Origin of the sequence: Vibrio sp. TRT 17S01, from assembly GCF_050113695.1 — a bacterium.
In the GTDB taxonomy this organism is placed as follows: Bacteria; Pseudomonadota; Gammaproteobacteria; order Enterobacterales; family Vibrionaceae; genus Vibrio.
This window is the reverse complement of sequence record NZ_JBNJOG010000002.1, coordinates 453,437-473,543: the sequence shown is the minus strand read 5'-3', so window position 1 is coordinate 473,543 and position 20,107 is coordinate 453,437. Positions and strand designations below refer to the sequence as shown.

Here is a 20,107-nt window from a genome sequence, read left to right as displayed (position 1 = left end):
AAGTAAGGAAGCAGGACGTGCGTCAGTTAGTGTCTTTTTTGTTGTTGATTATGTTCGCCAGCACGGCATCATCACAAGAGCTGTTTAGTGCCGATACGACAAAAGCACGTCCTAAAGTAGCGGTTGTCCTCGCGGGGGGCGGTGCCAAAGGGGCCGCTCATATTGGAGTGCTGAAAGCGCTCGAAGAGATGAAAATTCCAGTCGATATTGTTACCGGGACCAGCATGGGAGCATACGTCGGTGGCTTGTATGCCTCTGGCATGAGTGCTGATGAAATCGAAAGTTTTATCTACAGTGTGGATTGGAACAGCGGGTATCGTGATCGAGTTGATCGTAGCCAACGCCGAGTACGTGATAAAGAATACGAAGATAGATACCAATTGACGACGGACCTCGGGTTACGTTGGGGCTCCGTGCGCGCTGCACGCGGTTTTGTGCAAGGTCAGGGGATGCTGAAAATATTGCGTGAAACTGCTGGAAATTTGCCACCATTCCAATCTTTTGATCAACTTGCCGTGCCTTACCGTTCTGTCGCAACGGATATCGTAAAACTGGAGCCTGTGATCATTGATAGTGGCTATCTGGTTGACGCAATGATGGCAAGCATGTCGGTGCCGGGAGCGCTGCCTCCTTATGAGCTTGATGGTCGCCTGCTGGTGGATGGTGGTGTAACAAACAATATGCCGATTGATGTTGCTCGCGATATGGGGGCAGACATCATTATTGCGGTGGACATCAGCACTGACTATAAACAAGAAGAAGATTTTACCACCTTCCTGACCGTTGCTGATCAACTCTCCAACTATCTGGTTCGCAGCACAACCAATCGACAAGCCGAAACACTGACTGAGCGCGACTATTTCCTTCGTCCCGATGTGGGGGACATGGAAACCACTGAGTTTAATAAAATGCCTGATGCATACAGCCGCGGGTATGAAACTGTAATGACGCAGAAAGAGGCGTTGAAAACCTTATCTCTTTCGACTGCAAATTATCAGCATTATATCGACCAAAAACAGAATGCGCGCCGTAACCTGCGCTACGGTGATGAAATCAAGGTTGATCAAGTGGTGATCAATAATCGGACCCACTATACCGATACCCTAATACAGAATCGTTTGAATCTTCAAAGTGGCAATACTTACACCACAAAAGAGGTTGAAGCGAGCATTCAAAGTTTGTACGCGTTGGATCGTTTTGAACTGATCACCTATCGTTATGATCAGCAAAATGGTGAAGATCTTCTTATCATCGATGTAAAAGAAAAATCGTGGGGGCCGAATTACGTTAACTTCCGCTTCTTCTTGGAAGATGACTTTGATACAGACAGTCAGTACTCCATTGGTGTTTCGACTAACTTTACTGATTTGAATTCCCATGGTGCAGAATTGACGACAAATATTGAAATGGGGACGGATAAGTTAATCGAAGCTGAGCTTTATAGTCCTTTTTTCTCTAGTCAAAAAGCGTTCACGACATTTGGCGTTAGCTATAGCAACGAAAAGCGAAATGGGCCACTTAGTGGCTTTGCAGATACGACATTAGAATCCACGACGGATTATTTACCTGTTTCCTACACAGAATGGAAAACAGAGCTAGCGATTGGCTATCAAGATACCTTGTGGCGCGAGTTTAAGGTCGGGGCGAGATACACGGATGGAGAAGCAGAATTATCCAGCTTACCTTCTTTGGGGGATGTCAGTTTTAGCCGCACGGGTGTGTTTGCCAATTATCGAATCGATACGCTTGATAACTACAGCCTACCGCGTAGTGGTGTCTATTTTGACCTTGAATATTTAATTTCACACGACAGAAGCCTTGGTGAGTCGGAGTTAGTGTCTGATCAGCGAATCAAGGACACCGCGTATGAGTTTGATGGCAAATTTATCGGTGCACATACCTTTGAGCGCCATACTTTGGTCGCAAATATCGACATAGGTATGGTAAAAAGTAAAAACTCCTCGATTCCAATTGAACCGAAGGAGATTGGTGGATTCCTGAATTTATCAGGCATTCCACGCAATAGCTTAATTGGTCAAAACAAGGTATTTGGTAGCTTAGTGTATCGATATCGCTGGTTTGACAATGATTTTGGACTTTTCACATCACCTTTTTATCTTGGAGGCTCGATAGAGTATGGTGGTGTGTGGTCTGATCCGGACTTGAAACTGCACGATGCGCCTTTATATGTCGCGGGGTCAGTCTTCGCTGGTGTTGATTCGCCAGTTGGTCCAATTATGTTTGGATACGGAAGAACAGAACAGAATTTTGACTCGGTTTATTTGATCATAGGTACAACGTTCAAATAGCCAAACATGGCAATAAAAGGGTAAAAATCATAGGACTTTAGTCTTAACTTGCTATGTTGGTCAAAATGATGAGATTTTAATTTTACGTTAAATTTGCTATTCTACCGCCCACAGTTTGGCCTCTCTGGCGCTGTTTCTCACTCAGAACTGAATGAAAAATATGGCATGGAGAGCCAAGTTTCCAAGGATGTTCACTCCCTTATTTTTTGAATCAATAGCAATAAGAGGGAGGAACCGCAATGAGAGGAATAAGTCGTGCTTGAAGCCTATCGTAAACACGTCGAAGAGCGTGCTGCTGAAGGAGTTGTACCTAAACCACTAGATGCCGAGCAAGTTGCAGGCCTTGTGGAACTTCTTAAAAATCCCCCACAAGGTGAAGAAGCGTTCATTCTTGACCTACTCGAAAATCGCATTCCACCAGGTGTCGATGAAGCCGCATATGTAAAAGCGGGTTTCCTAACCGCAATTACCAAAGGTGAAGTTGAATCACCGTTAGTAAGCAAGGAAAAAGCGGCAGAACTGCTTGGTACTATGCAGGGCGGTTACAACATTGAGCCACTGATTTCACTACTCGATGATGCAGCTCTCGCTCCAATTGCGGTTAAAGCGCTATCTCACACGCTACTGATGTTTGATGCTTTCTACGACGTTGAAGAGAAAGCCAAAGCGGGTAATGAGTTTGCTCAGCAAGTCCTGCAATCTTGGGCAAATGCGGAGTGGTTTACCTCTAAAGAAAAAGTAGCGGAAAAAATCACCGTTAAAGTGTTCAAAGTCACTGGTGAAACCAATACCGATGACTTATCTCCTGCACCGGATGCTTGGTCTCGTCCTGATATCCCAGTACACGCAAAAGCCATGTTGAAAATGGAGCGTGACGGTATCAACCCTGATGAGCAGGGTAGTGTTGGTCCTATCAAGCAAATTGAAGAGCTACAAAAAGACGGCATTCCACTCGCGTACGTGGGTGATGTTGTTGGTACCGGTTCTTCACGTAAATCTGCGACTAACTCAGTGCTTTGGTTTATGGGTGATGACATCCCATACGTACCAAACAAGCGTACTGGTGGTATTTGTTTAGGTGGTAAAATTGCGCCAATCTTCTACAACACGATGGAAGACTCAGGTGCTTTGCCAATCGAACTAAACGTCCAAGAGATGAACATGGGTGATGTGATTGATATCTACCCATATGAAGGTGTGGTTCGCAAAGATGGTGCGGAAATCTCAAGCTTTGAACTGAGCAAAGTATTGCTTGATGAAGTTCGTGCTGGTGGCCGTATTCCACTGATCATCGGTCGCGGCTTAACCAGCCGTGCTCGCACATCTCTAGGCCTAGAAGAAACCGATTTGTTCGCGAAACCAGTCGATCCTTCAGCTTCTGATAAAGGTTACACCCTAGCTCAGAAGATGGTTGGTAAAGCATGTGGCGTAGAAGGTGTTCGCGCTGGTCAATACTGCGAGCCTAAGATGACAACGGTCGGATCTCAGGATACTACTGGTCCTATGACGCGTGATGAGCTAAAAGATCTTGCGTGTCTTGGCTTCTCTGCGGATCTCGTGATGCAGTCATTCTGTCACACTTCAGCGTATCCAAAACCAGTCGATGTAAACACGCACCATACGCTACCTGATTTCATCATGAACCGCGGCGGTGTTTCGCTTCGTCCGGGTGATGGTGTAATCCACTCATGGCTAAACCGTATGCTTCTGCCTGATACTGTAGGTACAGGTGGCGACTCGCATACTCGTTTTCCTCTAGGTATTTCATTCCCAGCAGGTTCCGGTCTTGTTGCATTCGCTGCGGCGACAGGCGTAATGCCACTGGACATGCCAGAGTCTATCTTGGTGCGCTTTAAAGGTGAAATGCAGCCGGGTATTACGCTTCGTGATCTTGTGCATGCAATTCCTTACTACGCAATCCAACAAGGTCTGTTAACGGTTGAGAAAGCCGGTAAGATCAACGAATTCTCTGGTCGTGTACTAGAAATCGAAGGTGTTGAGCACCTAACAGTTGAGCAGGCATTCGAACTATCAGATGCTTCAGCAGAGCGTTCAGCGGCAGGTTGTACGGTTAAGTTGTCCCAAGCCTCTATCGAGGAGTACCTCAACTCGAATATCACCATGCTGAAATGGATGATCTCGGAAGGTTACGGTGACCGTCGTACGATTGAGCGTCGCATTACCGCAATGGAAGAGTGGTTGGCGAATCCTGAATTGATGGAAGCGGATGCAGATGCAGAATACGCACACGTGATTGAGATTGACTTGGCTGAGATTGATCAACCAATTCTATGTGCACCAAACGATCCAGATGACGCGCGTCTTTTATCTGAAGTTCAAGGTACCAATATTGATGAAGTGTTCATCGGCTCTTGTATGACCAATATCGGTCACTTCCGCGCAGCAGGTAAGCTGTTGGAGCAATTTGGTGGTCAATTAGATACTCGTCTATGGGTTGCGCCACCAACCAAGATGGACCGTGATCAGTTAACGGAAGAAGGTTATTACGGTATTTACGGTCGTGCAGGTGTTCGTATCGAAACGCCGGGGTGCTCACTCTGTATGGGTAACCAAGCACGTGTGGCAGATAAAGCAACAGTAATCTCGACTTCGACACGTAACTTCCCGAACCGTTTAGGTACTGGTGCAAATGTTTATCTGTCTTCGGCAGAATTGGCTGCAGTAGGCGCCATTCTTGGTAAGATCCCAACCAAGGCTGAGTATCTTGAGTATGCGAAGCAAATTGATGCGACAGCTGCAGACACATACCGTTACTTGAACTTCCATAAAATGGATCAGTACACTAAGAAAGCGGATGAGGTTATCTTCCAAGAGCCTGCATAAATTTCTTTGTGTTTGACAAATGAAGAGATAAGCACCTACTTAAAAGTAGGTGCTTTTTTTTTGCACGTAGATCGCTATACTCGTGCCTCCAAATTTTGAGGTGTCTGATGGAATTTGAATTTATCCGCAATACGTTGATGGGCGAATACTATGTTAAATCGAGCATGGGTCATGAGATCGTTGGTCGATGGCTACAAGAAGAGATCGGTAAAGATTGGGATAAGATCGGCCAAGTTGAGCAACTGACTGACCAAGCAAGGCTAGCACCTCACCAAGAGCATCAACTATTAGGCACTGAGATCAGCTTAAGCATTCAGGGTGATGAGGTTACTGTGCAAGAAAATGTGTTGGCGCATGGTAGTGAGATAGAAGCAGATAGTGAATTTGACTTTTATGACAGCGAAAGTACCGCGAGTTGTGGGCTGGAAGATTTTGAATTATTAATTGAACAGTGGAAAGAGTTTTTAACCACCAAATAAATGCACGGTATTGGTGAAGTGTAACGGCTTTGCTTTAAGATTGTGAAAAAGGCGCACCAAGATGGTGCGCCTTTTTTGTTTCTAACTTGATGATGATATTTATATTGTTTTAAAACAATGGGTTAAATAGTTGGCATGCACCTTGGATTACTGTTGATAACAAGGATGATAGTTAAGAGAGGAAGCGATGAAACTGATTAACGCAATTATAAAACCATTTAAATTAGACGATGTGCGTGAAGCATTGGCTGATGTCGGAATTGAAGGGATGACGGTATCAGAAGTGAAAGGTTTTGGGCGTCAGAAAGGCCATACAGAATTGTATCGTGGTGCGGAGTATCAAGTTGATTTTTTACCGAAAGTAAAACTGGAAATTGCCACTCAGGGAGAGAATGTAGAGCGAGTGATCGAAGCCATTACCAAAGCAGCGCATACCGGAAAAATCGGTGATGGAAAAATTTTCGTTTATGACTTAGGCCAGGCTGTGCGTATTCGTACTGGTGAAATGGACGCAGAAGCTCTGTAACAAATTGCAAAGGATTGGAGTATTGATTATGGAATTAACGACGACAGTAACCGAATTACGCTACGCACTAGACACTTTTTTCTTCCTCATTTCAGGTGCGTTAGTCATGTGGATGGCCGCTGGTTTTGCCATGTTAGAAGCAGGGTTGGTGCGCTCAAAAAATACCACTGAAATTTTAACCAAAAACATTTGTCTGTATGCCATTGCTTGTACTATGTACTTGATAGTGGGCTACAACATTATGTATGTCGATAATGGTGAAGGCGGCTGGCTACCGTCATTTGGTGCGTTAATTGGTACTCAAGGTGAAGGCGCAGAGCACTCACTAGAGTCGGATTTCTTCTTCCAAGTAGTATTTGTGGCAACAGCTATGTCTGTGGTTTCAGGTGCCGTTGCAGAGCGCATGAAGCTTTGGTCATTCCTCATTTTCTCTGCCGTGCTAACAGCATTTATTTACCCGATGGAAGGGTACTGGACGTGGGGCGGTGGTTTCTTATCTGAAGCGGGTTTCAGTGACTTTGCTGGGTCTGGCATTGTTCATATGGCTGGTGCAGCAGCAGCGCTCGCTGGCGTATTACTTCTAGGTGCCCGTAAAGGAAAATACGGCAAGAATGGTGAAATTTACCCTATCCCTGGTTCAAACATGCCACTTGCAACGCTTGGTACCTTTATTTTGTGGTTCGGCTGGTTTGGTTTTAATGGCGGCTCTCAGTTAATGGTTTCTGATTTTGAGAACGCAACAGCAGTTGGTCAAATCTTTCTAAACACAAATGCAGCAGCAGCAGCGGGCGCAATTGCTGCATTACTAGTATGTAAGACGACTTGGGGTAAAGCAGACCTAACTATGATCCTCAATGGTGCATTAGCTGGCTTGGTGGCGATCACTGCTGATCCGCTATCGCCGTCACCACTATATGCCGTTGCCATTGGTGCGGTATCAGGTGCGCTAGTCGTGTTTAGCATCATTGCTCTAGATAAGCTTAAGATTGATGATCCTGTGGGAGCAATCTCAGTACACGGTGTAAGTGGTTTCTTCGGACTAATGGTCGTGCCGCTAAGCAATGGCGATGCGTCATTCGGGGCTCAGCTTCTTGGTGCAGCCGTTATCTTTGCTTGGGTATTTGGTGCCAGCTTGGTTGTTTGGGCGATTTTAAAAGCGACGATAGGTATTCGCGTCTCTGAAGATGAAGAACTTGAAGGTATGGATATGCACGATTGTGGTGTCGGTGCGTACCCTGAGTTCGTGACAATCAAATAACCACTAAATCATGTGGATAAAAGCCCGCGAAAATTCGCGGGCTTTTTGGTATTTGAACGGTGTAAAAGGTGAGGAAGCTGAAGTGAGTGCTATGTTTACAGAGGTAGGCAACTATAGGCTTATGGATGAAATGTGTGAGTGCCATTTCTGGAAAATAGGTGTATTTGCAATGGCTTGTAACATTTAGGTAGAGCAAAAAAGTGCCTTTTAAACAACTTTTTGAACTGGTACACGTTGTAATCTAATCTATGATACATATAATAACGAAACTGATAAACGTTATCATTCCCACATTTTAAAGGATTGAACCATGAAAAAACTGCTAACTCTTTCAGCATTAGCATGTGCAACTCTAGCACCGGCAGCCATGGCCGCTGAAGAAGTGAACGTATACTCTTACCGCCAACCATTCTTGGTTGAGCCAATGTTTAACGAGTTTACAAAAGAAACCGGTATCAAAGTAAATGTTAAATTTGCAAAGAAAGGTTTAGCAGAGAAATTGGCTCAAGAGGGTGAATACAGCCCAGCTGACGTGGTTTTAACGGTTGATATTAGTCGCCTAGCTGAGCTTTCTGAAAAAGGTTTAGTTCAGGCGGTTGACAGTAAAATCATCGAAGAGAATGTCCCAGCTCAGTACCAAGACAACCAGAATGAGTGGTTTGCTCTAACAACTCGTACGCGCAGTGTTTACTCTTCACGTGACCGTGTTGGTAAGTTGGGTGAAGATTTCAATTATGCCGATCTAGCAAAGCCTGAGTTCAAAGGTAAGATTTGTACTCGTGCAGGTAAGCACCCTTACAATGTTTCTCTAGTGTCTTCAATGATTGCACATCACGGTGAAGCTGAAACTAAAGCTTGGTTGGAAGGGGTAAAAGCAAACCTAGCACGTAAACCTCAAGGTAATGACCGTGCACAAGTGAAAGCGATTAAAGAAGGCTTGTGTGACGTTTCACTAGGGAACAGCTACTACCTAGGTAAGATGGTTAATGATAAAGAGCAAAAAGCTTGGGCTGATGCTGTTTACATCAACTTCCCGAACCAAAAAACGGAAGGTACTCACGTGAACATCTCTGGTATGGCGATGGCGAAGTACGCTCCAAACAAAGAAAATGCGTTGAAACTAATGGAGTTCTTAACAGGCGACAAAGCGCAGCAAATGTACGCAGAAGTAAACTTCGAGTACCCAGTTAAAGAAGGCGTTAAGCGTTCTGAGCTAGTGGCTTCTTGGGGTGACTTCAAAGCAGATACCATTTCATTAGATGAAATTGCTTCTCACCACGAAGCTGCGGTTAAACTTCTGGATGAAGTGAAATTTGACCTTTAATTGATTATGGGGGTATAAATGTATCCCCATTTTTTAAAGGATATGAGATGCGTTAATGATGATATTACGTTCTCATAGCGCCTTGTTGTAATTAGGCAATGAAAGAAAATAATTACGTATGGAAAACCAGTAGTGGAAGCCTTGCTTTGCTGCTGGTTTTGCCGATCTTAGCGATCTTTTTTACAGCGATTGGCGAAACGGACGAACTCTTTTCACATTTGATGTCGACCGTCATGCCAACTTACGCATACAACACTGTCATGCTTGTTTCTGGTGTGATGGTGCTTTCTTTGATTTTTGGTATTCCCACCGCTTGGTTGATGGCAATGTGCCGCCTACCGAGTGAACGTATCTTGCAGTGGGCGCTTGTCCTTCCTCTCGCCATGCCGGGCTACATTGTTGGGTACATTTTTACCGACTGGTTCGATTTCGCTGGCCCGATCCAAGTGACATTACGCAACATCACTGGCTGGGGGCCTGGTGAGTATTGGTTCCCTGATATTCGTACCTTAACGGGGGCCACCATTGTTTTAGCCTTGGTGCTCTATCCGTATGTTTACTTACTATGTCGAGCGGCATTTATGGAACAGAATGTCTCTCTGCTGCAATCGGCTCGATTGCTTAAGTGTTCACCTTGGCAAAGTTTTTGGCGCATTTCCCTACCTCTTGTTAGACCATCGATTGCGGTTGGCTTATCGCTGGTTGCAATGGAGACCGTAGGTGATTTTGGTACGGTAAGTTACTTTGCTGTGAACACGTTAACCACGGCTGTTTATGATACTTGGCTTGGTTACTCTAGCCTGACTGCCGCAGCAAAGATTTCAGCCATTATGCTGGTTATTGTAATTTTGTTGCTCAGTGCAGAGCGTTATAGCCGTCGTAAGCAAAAGCTATTTCAAAGCCAATACAGTAGCCGAGAAGATTTCCGCTACGAGCTAGCGGGTTGGAAGAAGTGGGGCGCATTACTTTGGTGCTGGGGGTTAGTTGCTATTGCATTTATCTTTCCTCTGGCCCAACTCTGTATCTACGCCTATAAATACTTTGCACAAAGTTGGACGGCAGAGTTTCAACAATACGCAATTAATAGTTTGCATGTGTCTTTGTCTGCCGCTGTTATTGGTGTGTTGGTCGCTTTGGTTGTGAACTTCAGTTATCGCTTGAAAGCCAGCCGCCGTAATTTAGCGTTTATGCGTCTTTCTTCCATGGGGTATGCTGTGCCGGGCACTGTATTGGCGATTGGCGTGATGGTCCCTGTGTTATTTATGGATCATGCAGTGAATGATTTTGCCGTTTATATGGAATGGCAAAGACCAGGGCTTATTTTCTCTGGCTCCATGTTTGCTATTATTTTTGCAATGGTCGTGCGTTTTTCTGCTGTTGCGATTGGTAGCGTTGAAAGCAGCTTGAATAAGGTTTCCCCATCATTAGATATGGCATCACGAACCATGGGTTGCACATCAAACCAAATGCTGATGAAAGTTCACCTACCTTTGATTCGTCGTGGGGCGCTGATTGCTGGTCTATTGGTGTTTATTGAGTCAATGAAAGAGCTTAATGCCGCGTTACTTCTGCGACCATTTAACTTTGAAACCCTAGCTACCTATGTATATAACTTTGCCTCTGATGAGCATTTAGAGCTAGCTGCTTTGCCTGCGGTACTGCTTGTGCTGGTTGGCCTTATTCCACTAATTGTTGTAAACCGTTCACTGGAGCAAACTCACTGATGAGCTGTGCATTATCAATCAATAACCTCTCTTGCCAGTATGACACCCAAACGGTATTAGAGTCGTTATCTCTTGAAGTTGAACATGGGGAGATCGTTTGTCTACTTGGTGCCAGTGGTTGTGGTAAAACAACGTTGTTAAAGGCAATTGCTGGTCTACTGCCGCTTGCTTCAGGCACGATGACTTTAAATTGTATGACCATTGATGACGGTGCTAATTGGTTACCTCCAGAAAAACGTAACATAGGCATGATTTTTCAAGATTATGCGTTATTTCCTCATTTGACGGTGGCACAAAATATTGCCTTCGGGCTCAAAGATTGCTCGGAACAGCAGAAAGCAGAAAAAGTTAAAGAAATGCTGGAACTTGTTCACTTAAATGAGTTTGGTGAGCGGTATCCGCACCAATTGTCTGGTGGACAACAACAACGTGTCGCGATTGCACGCTCGTTGGCATACAAGCCAGACTTGCTGCTACTGGATGAACCATTTTCAAACATCGATACTCAAGTTCGTCATGAACTGATCGCTGAGATTCGTAAGATCTTCAAAAAGCAGGGTGTAACAGCCATCTTTGTTACCCATTCACGTGAAGAAGCATTTGCGTTCGCCGATAAAATGGCTGTAATGAATAACGGGGTCATTGAGCAATATGGCACAGCAACTCAGCTTTATTATCAACCATCGAGTAAGTTTGTTGCCGATTTTCTTGGTGGAGGAAGCTATCTTGCAGCGAAGCGTGTTTCTGAATCGAGTTTTGAAACGATCTTTGGCTTAATTGAAGCAAAAGCGCAAAAACTAATCGATATAGAAGCACACTGTGAGCTTTTGTTAAGGCCTCAACATGTTCAACTTAGTGCTGTGGAAGATAGCGGTGTTCAAGTATTAGAACAACAGTTTATGGGTGATCACTGCCGTTATGTTATTGAAGCGGCAGGGAACAAGTTACTCGCAAGTTCTTCAGAGCCACTGAACATCGGTCAACCTGTAGCAGTTAAAGTAGAAACGCAGGGTGTGCTTGCATTTTAAGCATGAAAAAAGCCCGGCTGTCATTAAGCCGGGCAAGTGTTCTTCACCTATAGGTCACATATTGAGATAGCGGTAAAAGCTATAACTGCAAGAAGTCTTTTACCTGTAGAAGAACACGTTCAGCAGTGTCTTTGTCCGCCATTTCTGCGAAGATACGCAGTAATGGCTCAGTTCCTGAGAATCGAGCAATCACCCATCCGCCATTTTTGAAGTAGACTTTCGCGCCATCTTCATAGCTCACTTTGTCGATTTCATACTCAAAGTCGGGCAGTTGTTTCTCGATATAGATCTTGTTGTATAACGCCTCTTTTTGAGTGGCTTTAAACTTACAATCTCCTTCGGCAGTGTAGGCATAGCCATACTTACTATAGATCTCATCAAGTAGCTCAGAGAGCTTTTTACCTGTGACTGAAATCATCTCGACCAATAAGCTGGAAGCAAAGACGCCATCCTTACCTTTGATATGACCGCGTATGGTTAAGCCACCAGAGCTTTCACCACCGATGAGAGAATCATCCGCTTCCATTTGTGAACTGATATGTTTGAAACCAACAGGCACTTCAAAGCATTTCTCACCATGATCTTCTGCGATCTTGTCGAGGATATGTGTTGTGGCAATGTTACGTACAACAGAGCCTTTCCAACCTTTATATTCAAGCAAGTAGTAATACAATAGGATCAGCACTTCATTTGGATGAATAAAGTTGCCTTTTTCATCTATGATCCCCAAACGGTCTGCATCACCATCAGTACCGATACCAATGTCGTAACCTTCTTGTTCCACTAAGTGCATCAAGCGGTAGAGCGTTGCAGCACTTGGTGAAGGCATCAAGCCGCCAAAGTCAGGGTTTTTGCCATCGTTGATCACATCAACTTCACAGCGGCCATTGATCAGTACGGTTTGTAGTGCGTTTTTAGCTACACCAAACATTGGGTCGATTAGTACACGAAGATTTGCTTTCTTGATCGCGTCGATATCGATGAAATCGATAATGGAATCGACAAACTCGTTCATCGGGTTGATGACCTGAATCAGTTTATCCTCGATGGCTTGCTCAAAGTCGACACTTTTCACTTGCTGGGCAGTTAGTGTTGCAATTTGCTGTTCAATTTTCTGTGTGATGATTTCATCTGCATCACGGCCACCTTCAATGAAGACTTTAATGCCATTGTAATCAGCAGGGTTGTGTGATGCGGTAATGCATGCTGAATAAGCACAGCCCATTTCCTTTGCTTTAAACATGACAATCGGCGTTGGGACAAATTTGTCGATAAAGCTCACCGGTACATTGTTAGCGGCTAATACTTCCGCAAACCAACGACCCGCTTTATCTGATAAAAAGCGTCGGTCATAACCGATGATGAAACCTTTGTCGGCAACCTTCTCATTGTTGATGATGTTTGCCACAGCTTGGGCAACTAAGCAGACATTGTCTTTGGTGAACTCTTCGCCGATAAACGCTCGCCAGCCACCAGTACCAAATTTGATCATATTGATAATCCTTCATTCAATGGAATGAGCCTCCGTAGAGGCTCATTGCTAGCGATTAACCAAGAACAACGACCACGTCATTAACACTGCCTTCAACTTGAACAGGAACAATGCTGTCCACTTCTTTGCCGTTAACCGTAATTGATTTGACGCCTTTGCTGACTGAGCTTGGGTTTTCGACCTTGATGTTGTACGTTGCGCCTAACCACTGACGAGTGACTTCAAACCCAGGCCAGTTTGTTGGGATACATGGATCGATGGTTAGACCGTCGAAGCCGGTACGTACACCTAGGATAAAGTTAGTGACTGCGAAATATGCCCAACCAGAGGTACCTGTTAACCACGGGTGGTTTGCACGACCATGATCTTGGTGATCGCGACCCATAATGAACTGAACGTATGAATATGGTTCTGCAATACGTTTTTCGATGATGTCGTTTTGGTTGTATGGGTTTAGTGCGTCGTAGAACTTCATTGCACGGTCACCACGACCAAGTTTCGCCTCAGCGACCCATGCCCATGGGTTAGGGTGTGAGAAGATCGCACCGTTTTCTTTTACGCCTTGGTATACGCGAGTAACGAAGCCGATATCATCGTTTGGTGTTGCAAATGATGGTGAGTTTAGGTGCAGACCGTATTCAGAGAATAGGTTCTCGTCTACCGCATCCATCGCCTTTTCACCGCGCTCTTGTGATACTGCGCCAGACAGTACAGCGAGTGTGTTTGACTCTAGATGTACACGGCCTTCTGCTTGTTGCGCAGTACCGATCTTGTCACCATCTTTAGTTAGACCACGGATATACCAGCCACCTTCGTCGTCCCAAAGGTGCATTTCACATGCTTCGCGAACGTTTGCTGCCATTTCAGTGTATTTCGTCACATCTTCTTCTTTGCCTAGGAATTTCGCTAGGTCGATGAACTCTTGTAGAGCCCAGAAATGCAGGAATGACACCATTGAAGACTCACCGCCACCAAGGTTTAGACAGTCATTCCAGTCAGCGCGTAGACCTTTACAGATACCCGTTTGACCAACGTATTCTGCTGAGAAGTCTAGTGCAGCTTTCATGTGATCGTAAACCGATGCATCACCACCATCTGCATAAGGGATCAGTTCGTCGAAGAAGCTATGTTCGCCCGTTTCCATCACGTATTTACAGATAGTTGGAACTAGCCATAAGTGATCATCAGAACAAGTGTCTTCAATACCGTGGATCTTGTCGTCATCCGATGGTGTTGGAACGACGGTTGGAGACTTCGATGGTGCTACATCTGCTTTTTCTGGATCGAACCAGTCTGGATCGAATAGGTGTAAACCGTAACCCGCTTTTACCTGACCACGTAGTAGGTCGACGATACGTTTACGTGTCATTGCAGGGTTCGCATGAGGAACGGAAATTGCGTCTTGCGCGGTATCGCGGTAACCCAAACCAGTACGACCACCAACTTCAATGAATGAAGCAAAGCGAGACCAAACCACACAAGTTTCTGCTTGGTAAAGTGTCCAAGCGTTGATCATAGTGTCTAGACCTTCGTTTGGTGATTTCACTTGGAACTTGTCACAACGCTCATTCCAGTGCTCTTTTATACCAGCAAATGCTGCATCTACATTAGCAAGATCTTGGTACTTCTCACGTAGGCGTTCACCGTTGCCTTTACCAATACCTAGGATGTAAGCAAAACGCACTTCTTCGCCTGGCTGAATAGTGAATTGCTTGTGTAGAGAACCACAGTGGTTGTAGCAAGTTTGCGCAGTGTTAAAGCACTTACCTTGCTCAACGGCTAGTGGGTTAGCTTCGTCACGGTATAAGCCCAGGAAACTGTCACGCTGACCGTCGTATGAATCTGGGTCAAACGTTGATGCTAGGTAGTAGAAGCCTTCAAAATCGTTAGTGTTGTAGTAAAGATCGTACTCAATCACACCATCTTTATATTCTGTGCCGGCAGAGTACAGAGACATCTGATGGTTTTGGTTATCAGATTGAATGTGGCTGAATGAGAACTCCACAAATGAGAACGCACTGATGGTACGTGGTTTGTCTGAAGTGTTTTTTATCACTACGTCCCATACTTCGGCATCTTCACCTTTAGGTACAAATAGTGTTTTCGTCGCGGAGATGCCGCTGTATTCACACTTGAACTTAGAGTAAGACAAGCCGTGACGAACTTCGTAGTTTGCTTCGTCTAAGCTTTTTGCAACTGGTTGCCATGAAATTGACCAGTAATCACCCGTCTCATCGTCACGAAGGTATACATAGTGTCCTGGGCGATCGAATGTCGCGTTAGGACGGAATTTGGTCACACGGTTATATTCAGGAGAGTTGTAAAACGAGTAACCACCTGCATTGTGTGAGATAACCGTACAGAACTTTTCTGTACCTAAATAGTTAGTCCAAGGAGCCGGTACATCCGGTCGAGTGATGACGTATTCACGATTCTCATTATCGAAATAGCCGTATTTCATTGTTAATTTCCTTTTTACCAAGCTGCTTAAATTCGCAGCTAAATTTTCAAAGCTAGAGAAAACTACTAACAGCAAGTGCTGTCAGCTCCTTTTGTTATTTCCATGGATTTCGGTATTCAATACCTTGTCGGTCAAGTAAAGCTAAATGCCCTTTTAACCGAGTCAGATAATCTTGCCAGTTTCGTTGTGGTTTATGGCTCCAGCATGCTTCTGCCATTGCTGTTAACCGAGGGAATACCATATAGTCCATACGCTGTTGATTGGTGACGATTTCACACCACAGCGCACACTGAATTCCTAAAATTCTTTTTCGTAGTGCATCGCTATCTGGTACTTGTGCCAGTGGCTCATAGCAATATGCACTCTCTAATGGGATGACGGCTGCCCAGTCGACACCGGGTTCTTCAGGAGCGTAATCTTGAGCCATATCGAGATAAGTTGTTTGTGCTGGTTGTAAAATTACATCGAAACCTTGCTTGGCGCAGTTCAAGGCGGCATCTTCACTCAACCACGAATAAATGACGGTGTCTTTGCTGACCTTATCTCCGTGTTGTGCTTCTTCCCAACCAACCATTCGTTTGCCAAGCGATTTCAATTTCCTTTCTGCATAGCGCAGCAAATGCCCTTGGAGTTCTTTTGCGCTGTGATAACCATGTTTTTCCATGAGCGCTTGACACTGTGGACTATGAATCCATACACCATCAGGAACTTCATCCGCGCCGATGTGTACCCAAGGGGCAGGAAATAGTTGTGCAACTTCTTCAAGTACTTTATCGAGAAATTCGTATGTCCCAGAAAGTGCAGGAGAAAGTACATTGTCTGAGTAATGTTGAATACTGCGATATTGTGACTTGTCATTGGGGTCGATTAGCATCTCTGGCAATGACTTTATGGCAGCTCGGCAGTGGCCCGGGATATCGATTTCAGGGATAACACTGATTCCTCGCTCTGCAGCGTATGCAATTACTTCACGCACTTCATTTTGGCTGTAGAAACCGCTTAATGTTGAGCCAAGATGGCTAAACTGAGGTTCGATCGCGCAATTTTGTCCGCGTTTTGCACCGATTTCTGTTAACTGAGGAAGTGATTTGATTTCAAGACGCCAAGCTTCATCGTCAGTGAGGTGCCAGTGAAAGTGATTGAATTTGTAGTGCGCCAGTTGATTGATTAGGCGTTTGACACGCTCGACTGGATGGAAGTGGCGTGCGCAATCAAGCATCATTCCACGATAGCGAAAACGAGGAGTATCGCTGATCTTAATATAGGGAATGCTAAGGGTATGGCGATCTTCATTAAATGAAATGAGTTGGAGTAGCGTCGCACTTGCATGCACAAAGCCAACACTTGAAGCAGCCTCTAATCGGATACCTGGTGCACCAACGGTAAGTTGGTAAGCACCTTCGTCCAATGTTGGGTTGGTACGATAGAGAATATGGCTTTGGCCAATGGATGGTGTCTCAAATGCAAAAAGTCGTTCCAATTCTTTCTGTAGCCAAGTCGCTGCTTTTTCAGCAAGTTTTGCCTGCAATGTTATTTGGCTATCGGTAGAAAGCTCAAATTGACCATTGAACTGTTCCATATGGTTTGGCTTTGGAATAAGCGCCAATGCATTGCTTTCTACGCAAGGAATGGTTTCGCGCTCTCGAAATGGGGAAGCCAAGGCTATAGGGGTGACCGATATTGGATGTTGCTCTTTACCGTGATTAGACAGCAGTAGTGCATCCTTCAAGCCATCCGTATAAAAACGTAGTGGTGCAGTACCAATACTAAATTCACAGTAATAGTGCTGGTTGGCGGGTAAGCAACTTGTCTCTGGAACTACGGTACAAAAGCTACCGATTTGGGTAATCTCACCATGGGTGAAGCTGTCTGGCAGAATAAAGCGATCAATAATGAACTGTAGTTTCCAGTCGAATAAATCTCGATCGCTGAGATTATGGATCGTTAATCCAAAGCGACAAAATTGCTTTTGTTCAGATAAAACAGCGAGATCAACACGATAGCTCATAATGCACCTCTAATACAGGTTATGCTCTGGCTTGCCAGCAAACATTAAAGCTCCTTCAATTGCGTCAAATTGAGGGCTCACTATCCAACTTTGAACGGGTGGTGATAGCCACGCAGAAATCCGCTCTGCAATGCTTCCCATTAAGCAAATGCGAGTTGCGCCTTTGCGGTTTAATGCGATAAGAAACATTTCAATGTCGGCTGCGGTTTGTTTGAGCATTTGTATTGCGAGAGCATCACCTTGTTGAGCAAACTGGAAAATAGCTGGAGAAAACTGACCGTAGTCACGGGGCAATGCTGATTTTGACCATTCAACAACTGAATCAACGTCATTATTGAAATGTGCCATGACATGTTGAGCAAGTGGGGTGTTTTCAACGATTTCATCTTGCGCAAGTAAAACTTGCTGGATCAGGTGAAGCCCCATCACCGCGCCGCCACCTTGATCGGAAATTGGGAATTCACGTCCGCCAACTACATGTTGCTGGCCACTCGCAAGGTAGATACCACAAGAGCCGGTGCCAGCGATCATGATCGCTCCATCGTCGCCGTTATGAGCGCCAATACAAGCGCCGTAAGCATCCGTATTTAATGTGATAGAGGCAAAAGGGTGCGCCTGCGCCATAAATGCTTGCCAGGCGGATTTTTGTTCTGCACCCGCAAGAGCTAAGCCGACATGCATTCGATTGAAGTCCGCGTCACTCAAGCCACCTTGTTGCGCCGCATCTTTAATGGCGCTGGTAATGGAACGCATAGCTACGTCAACGCCTAGAAGAATGTTTGCACTGCCACTTTTGGCTTCTCCGATGAAAGTGCCGTGTTCGTCGCGTATGCGGGCGCGGCAAGAGGTGCCGCCACCGTCAATACCTACATAGAATTTTGTCATGATTATGCCTCCGCCTGTAGAGAAGAGTAGTGAGAATACTGGCTAGTAATCGCCAGTAGATACCAGGCTCCGTGAGGAATCCATTGTTCGCCCCAACGCCAGTTTTGCAACATGTCATCTTTTTGCCCTGGAGGGTTAAAGGCGATATCTTCTTCATCTTCAAAGCCAGCAGTAATGCCGTTACAAACGCCGCCTTTAGCGTTGAAAAAACCGAGATGGGGAAGGTAATCTGGATTGTTGTGGCCATGTCCATCGAGCATACACATATCGTATGGATTAAGACCTAAGATCCAGTTGAGAGCGTTCTGGGCGTAACGTGTTAATTCATGTTTGAGCTTCGGATCGCTTAGCAAAGGTTGAATGAGATACGCCATAGTCGCTAGAGAGCCTAAGCGTGCGTTTTCCCCTTGCCACCAATATCCTGTCTCATTGTTATGCGCGACAAAGAAAGCGGTTCTTTTCTCGTTGTCGATGGGCTTAACATACTGACGCGGGTAACCAAATGGGTTTGCCACTTGTTGAGATATATTTAGTTCGAATTGACATGCTTTTTCGATAACAACCAAACAGTCAGCTTGTCGTTTAGCTTCTGGCTCTATTGTGATGTATTCCGCAAGGGCAATGACAGGTAATCCGGCTTCGGCTGCGTGATAGTAAGGGCGAGATCCATCTTGGTTTGCACTCCAAAAATGTTTGATATTACTATCACTGCATTGGCGCTGTGCTAGTCGTTGGGCCCAAATGCGGCTTTCATGCAAATAGCGTTCTTGAGAAGTGGTTCGATATAGCTCGACTACGGCTAGTAGTGCGCAGTATTCGTCAATGATGTTCTCTTCGCCATTATTAAGGTATTGGGTATTAAGCTCTTTTAGGTGCCAGTATCCTTTTTCGGCACATTCAAGATATTGAGCACGACTGAATTCACCTTCGATATCTAATCTCGCTGCAGCAGCAAGTGCGGCAATGCTGATACCTCCACCTTGGCGGAACCCGGCTTGGTAATCATCAGATTTATGGCCATCTTGTGTCGCGTACGCACAAATTTCACGTTGTGTGATGTCCTTTGACCATTTATCAAATACCGTCATGTAGAAGAAGCCTTGTTCGTTTTGCATCCGGACAAGGAAATCAGCACCAAATAAAGCTTCTTCAATTAAGCGAGTCTGGGTAAAACGGGCAAAACTATCCTCTTTCTGAGTGAGCTCAAACGCTTTGAGCATATTCCAAACGACCATTGGTGTTTGCTGAGGATTCAGATAGTTCGAATAGGATAAATGGCTTAGATATTTACTGACATCGCCAGATGCGTCGTACCAACCACCATGTACATCAATTAGCTGTTGTGTTCCGAGCAAAGGTACTTGATGGTCTTGTTTGTCGAAAGTGCCACCACAACGTTGTGATTTGAAATAATGCAGTACGTCAGAGAGAGTGGCGTCTATCAATAGGTTTTCAGCGATTTCGAAGGTTTCTGAACGAGTTTCATTGACTCTGAGGTAGAAGCGTCCACTTTGCTGAATGTCAGAAAAGTCGATGTGACAAAAATAGCCTTGATGCCAATTTGCAACACGCTCCCCTTTACTCACTTTCAACGTTGCAACTGTTTGATGGCTATTTGCACAGACTAATAAAGCTACGTCACAAGAGGGTTGGCTTTCTTGTACCATTAATACTGCTTGTTTGGGGCCAAAAAGGTCATAACCAATATGGTTAGTGAGTAACAGCATGCAAAACTCCGAAATAATCTAATTGTTCTTTTTAGAGGTAGA

The 20,107-nt window shown here is 45.0% G+C and carries 13 protein-coding genes; 8 read left to right on the top strand and 5 right to left on the bottom strand.

What is annotated here, in order from left to right:
• Positions 1-17 precede the first annotated feature (17 nt).
• The 8 genes from ACQEXS_RS05330 to ACQEXS_RS05295 all read left to right on the top strand — a co-directional run bounded on the left by ACQEXS_RS05330 (position 18) and on the right by ACQEXS_RS05295 (position 11,492).
• On the top strand, positions 18-2,309 hold the full coding sequence (locus ACQEXS_RS05330; RefSeq protein WP_427013067.1) for a patatin-like phospholipase family protein: 2,292 nt from the start codon (positions 18-20) through the stop codon (positions 2,307-2,309).
• 255 nt (positions 2,310-2,564) lie between these two features.
• A complete protein-coding gene (gene acnB, locus ACQEXS_RS05325; RefSeq protein ID WP_427009851.1) occupies positions 2,565-5,153 on the top strand; it encodes a bifunctional aconitate hydratase 2/2-methylisocitrate dehydratase in 2,589 nt (862 codons plus the stop codon).
• A gap of 107 nt (positions 5,154-5,260) precedes the next feature.
• Entirely contained in the window at positions 5,261-5,632 is a 372-nt protein-coding gene (locus ACQEXS_RS05320; RefSeq protein WP_427009852.1) for a YacL family protein, read from the top strand.
• Positions 5,633-5,819: 187 nt separating this feature from the next.
• Positions 5,820-6,158 (top strand): P-II family nitrogen regulator, encoded by a 339-nt coding sequence (locus ACQEXS_RS05315; protein WP_367987296.1) that lies wholly within the window; start codon positions 5,820-5,822, stop codon positions 6,156-6,158.
• A 28-nt stretch (positions 6,159-6,186) separates the two neighbouring features.
• Positions 6,187-7,416, top strand: coding sequence for an ammonium transporter (locus ACQEXS_RS05310; RefSeq protein ID WP_427013066.1), 1,230 nt, complete (start codon positions 6,187-6,189; stop codon positions 7,414-7,416).
• Positions 7,417-7,726: 310 nt separating this feature from the next.
• On the top strand, positions 7,727-8,740 hold the full coding sequence (locus ACQEXS_RS05305) for a Fe(3+) ABC transporter substrate-binding protein (protein ID WP_427013065.1): 1,014 nt from the start codon (positions 7,727-7,729) through the stop codon (positions 8,738-8,740).
• A gap of 98 nt (positions 8,741-8,838) precedes the next feature.
• On the top strand, positions 8,839-10,464 hold the full coding sequence (locus ACQEXS_RS05300; protein WP_427013064.1) for an ABC transporter permease: 1,626 nt from the start codon (positions 8,839-8,841) through the stop codon (positions 10,462-10,464).
• Positions 10,464-11,492, top strand: a complete 1,029-nt coding sequence (locus ACQEXS_RS05295) for an ABC transporter ATP-binding protein (protein ID WP_427009856.1) — start codon at positions 10,464-10,466, stop codon at positions 11,490-11,492. Before ACQEXS_RS05300 ends, ACQEXS_RS05295 begins: the two co-directional genes overlap by 1 nt.
• 79 nt (positions 11,493-11,571) lie before the next feature.
• On the opposite strand, the gene ACQEXS_RS05290 is transcribed toward ACQEXS_RS05295, so the two are convergent.
• From ACQEXS_RS05290 to ACQEXS_RS05270, 5 genes are all read right to left on the bottom strand, one after another.
• Positions 11,572-12,984, bottom strand: coding sequence for a phosphoglucomutase/phosphomannomutase family protein (locus ACQEXS_RS05290; protein WP_427013063.1), 1,413 nt, complete (start codon positions 12,982-12,984; stop codon positions 11,572-11,574).
• A 55-nt stretch (positions 12,985-13,039) separates the two neighbouring features.
• Complete coding sequence (locus tag ACQEXS_RS05285) at positions 13,040-15,445, bottom strand: GH36-type glycosyl hydrolase domain-containing protein (protein WP_427013062.1); 2,406 nt, start codon at positions 15,443-15,445, stop codon at positions 13,040-13,042.
• 94 nt (positions 15,446-15,539) lie between these two features.
• Entirely contained in the window at positions 15,540-17,453 is a 1,914-nt protein-coding gene (locus ACQEXS_RS05280; protein ID WP_427013061.1) for a beta-N-acetylhexosaminidase, read from the bottom strand.
• A 9-nt stretch (positions 17,454-17,462) separates the two neighbouring features.
• Positions 17,463-18,338 (bottom strand): BadF/BadG/BcrA/BcrD ATPase family protein, encoded by an 876-nt coding sequence (locus ACQEXS_RS05275; protein WP_427009860.1) that lies wholly within the window; start codon positions 18,336-18,338, stop codon positions 17,463-17,465.
• A 2-nt stretch (positions 18,339-18,340) separates the two neighbouring features.
• The gene (locus ACQEXS_RS05270; RefSeq protein ID WP_427013060.1) at positions 18,341-20,065 is read right to left on the bottom strand and encodes a glycoside hydrolase family 9 protein; all 1,725 of its coding nucleotides are present in this window, start codon (positions 20,063-20,065) and stop codon (positions 18,341-18,343) included.
• Positions 20,066-20,107: the final 42 nt, after the last annotated feature.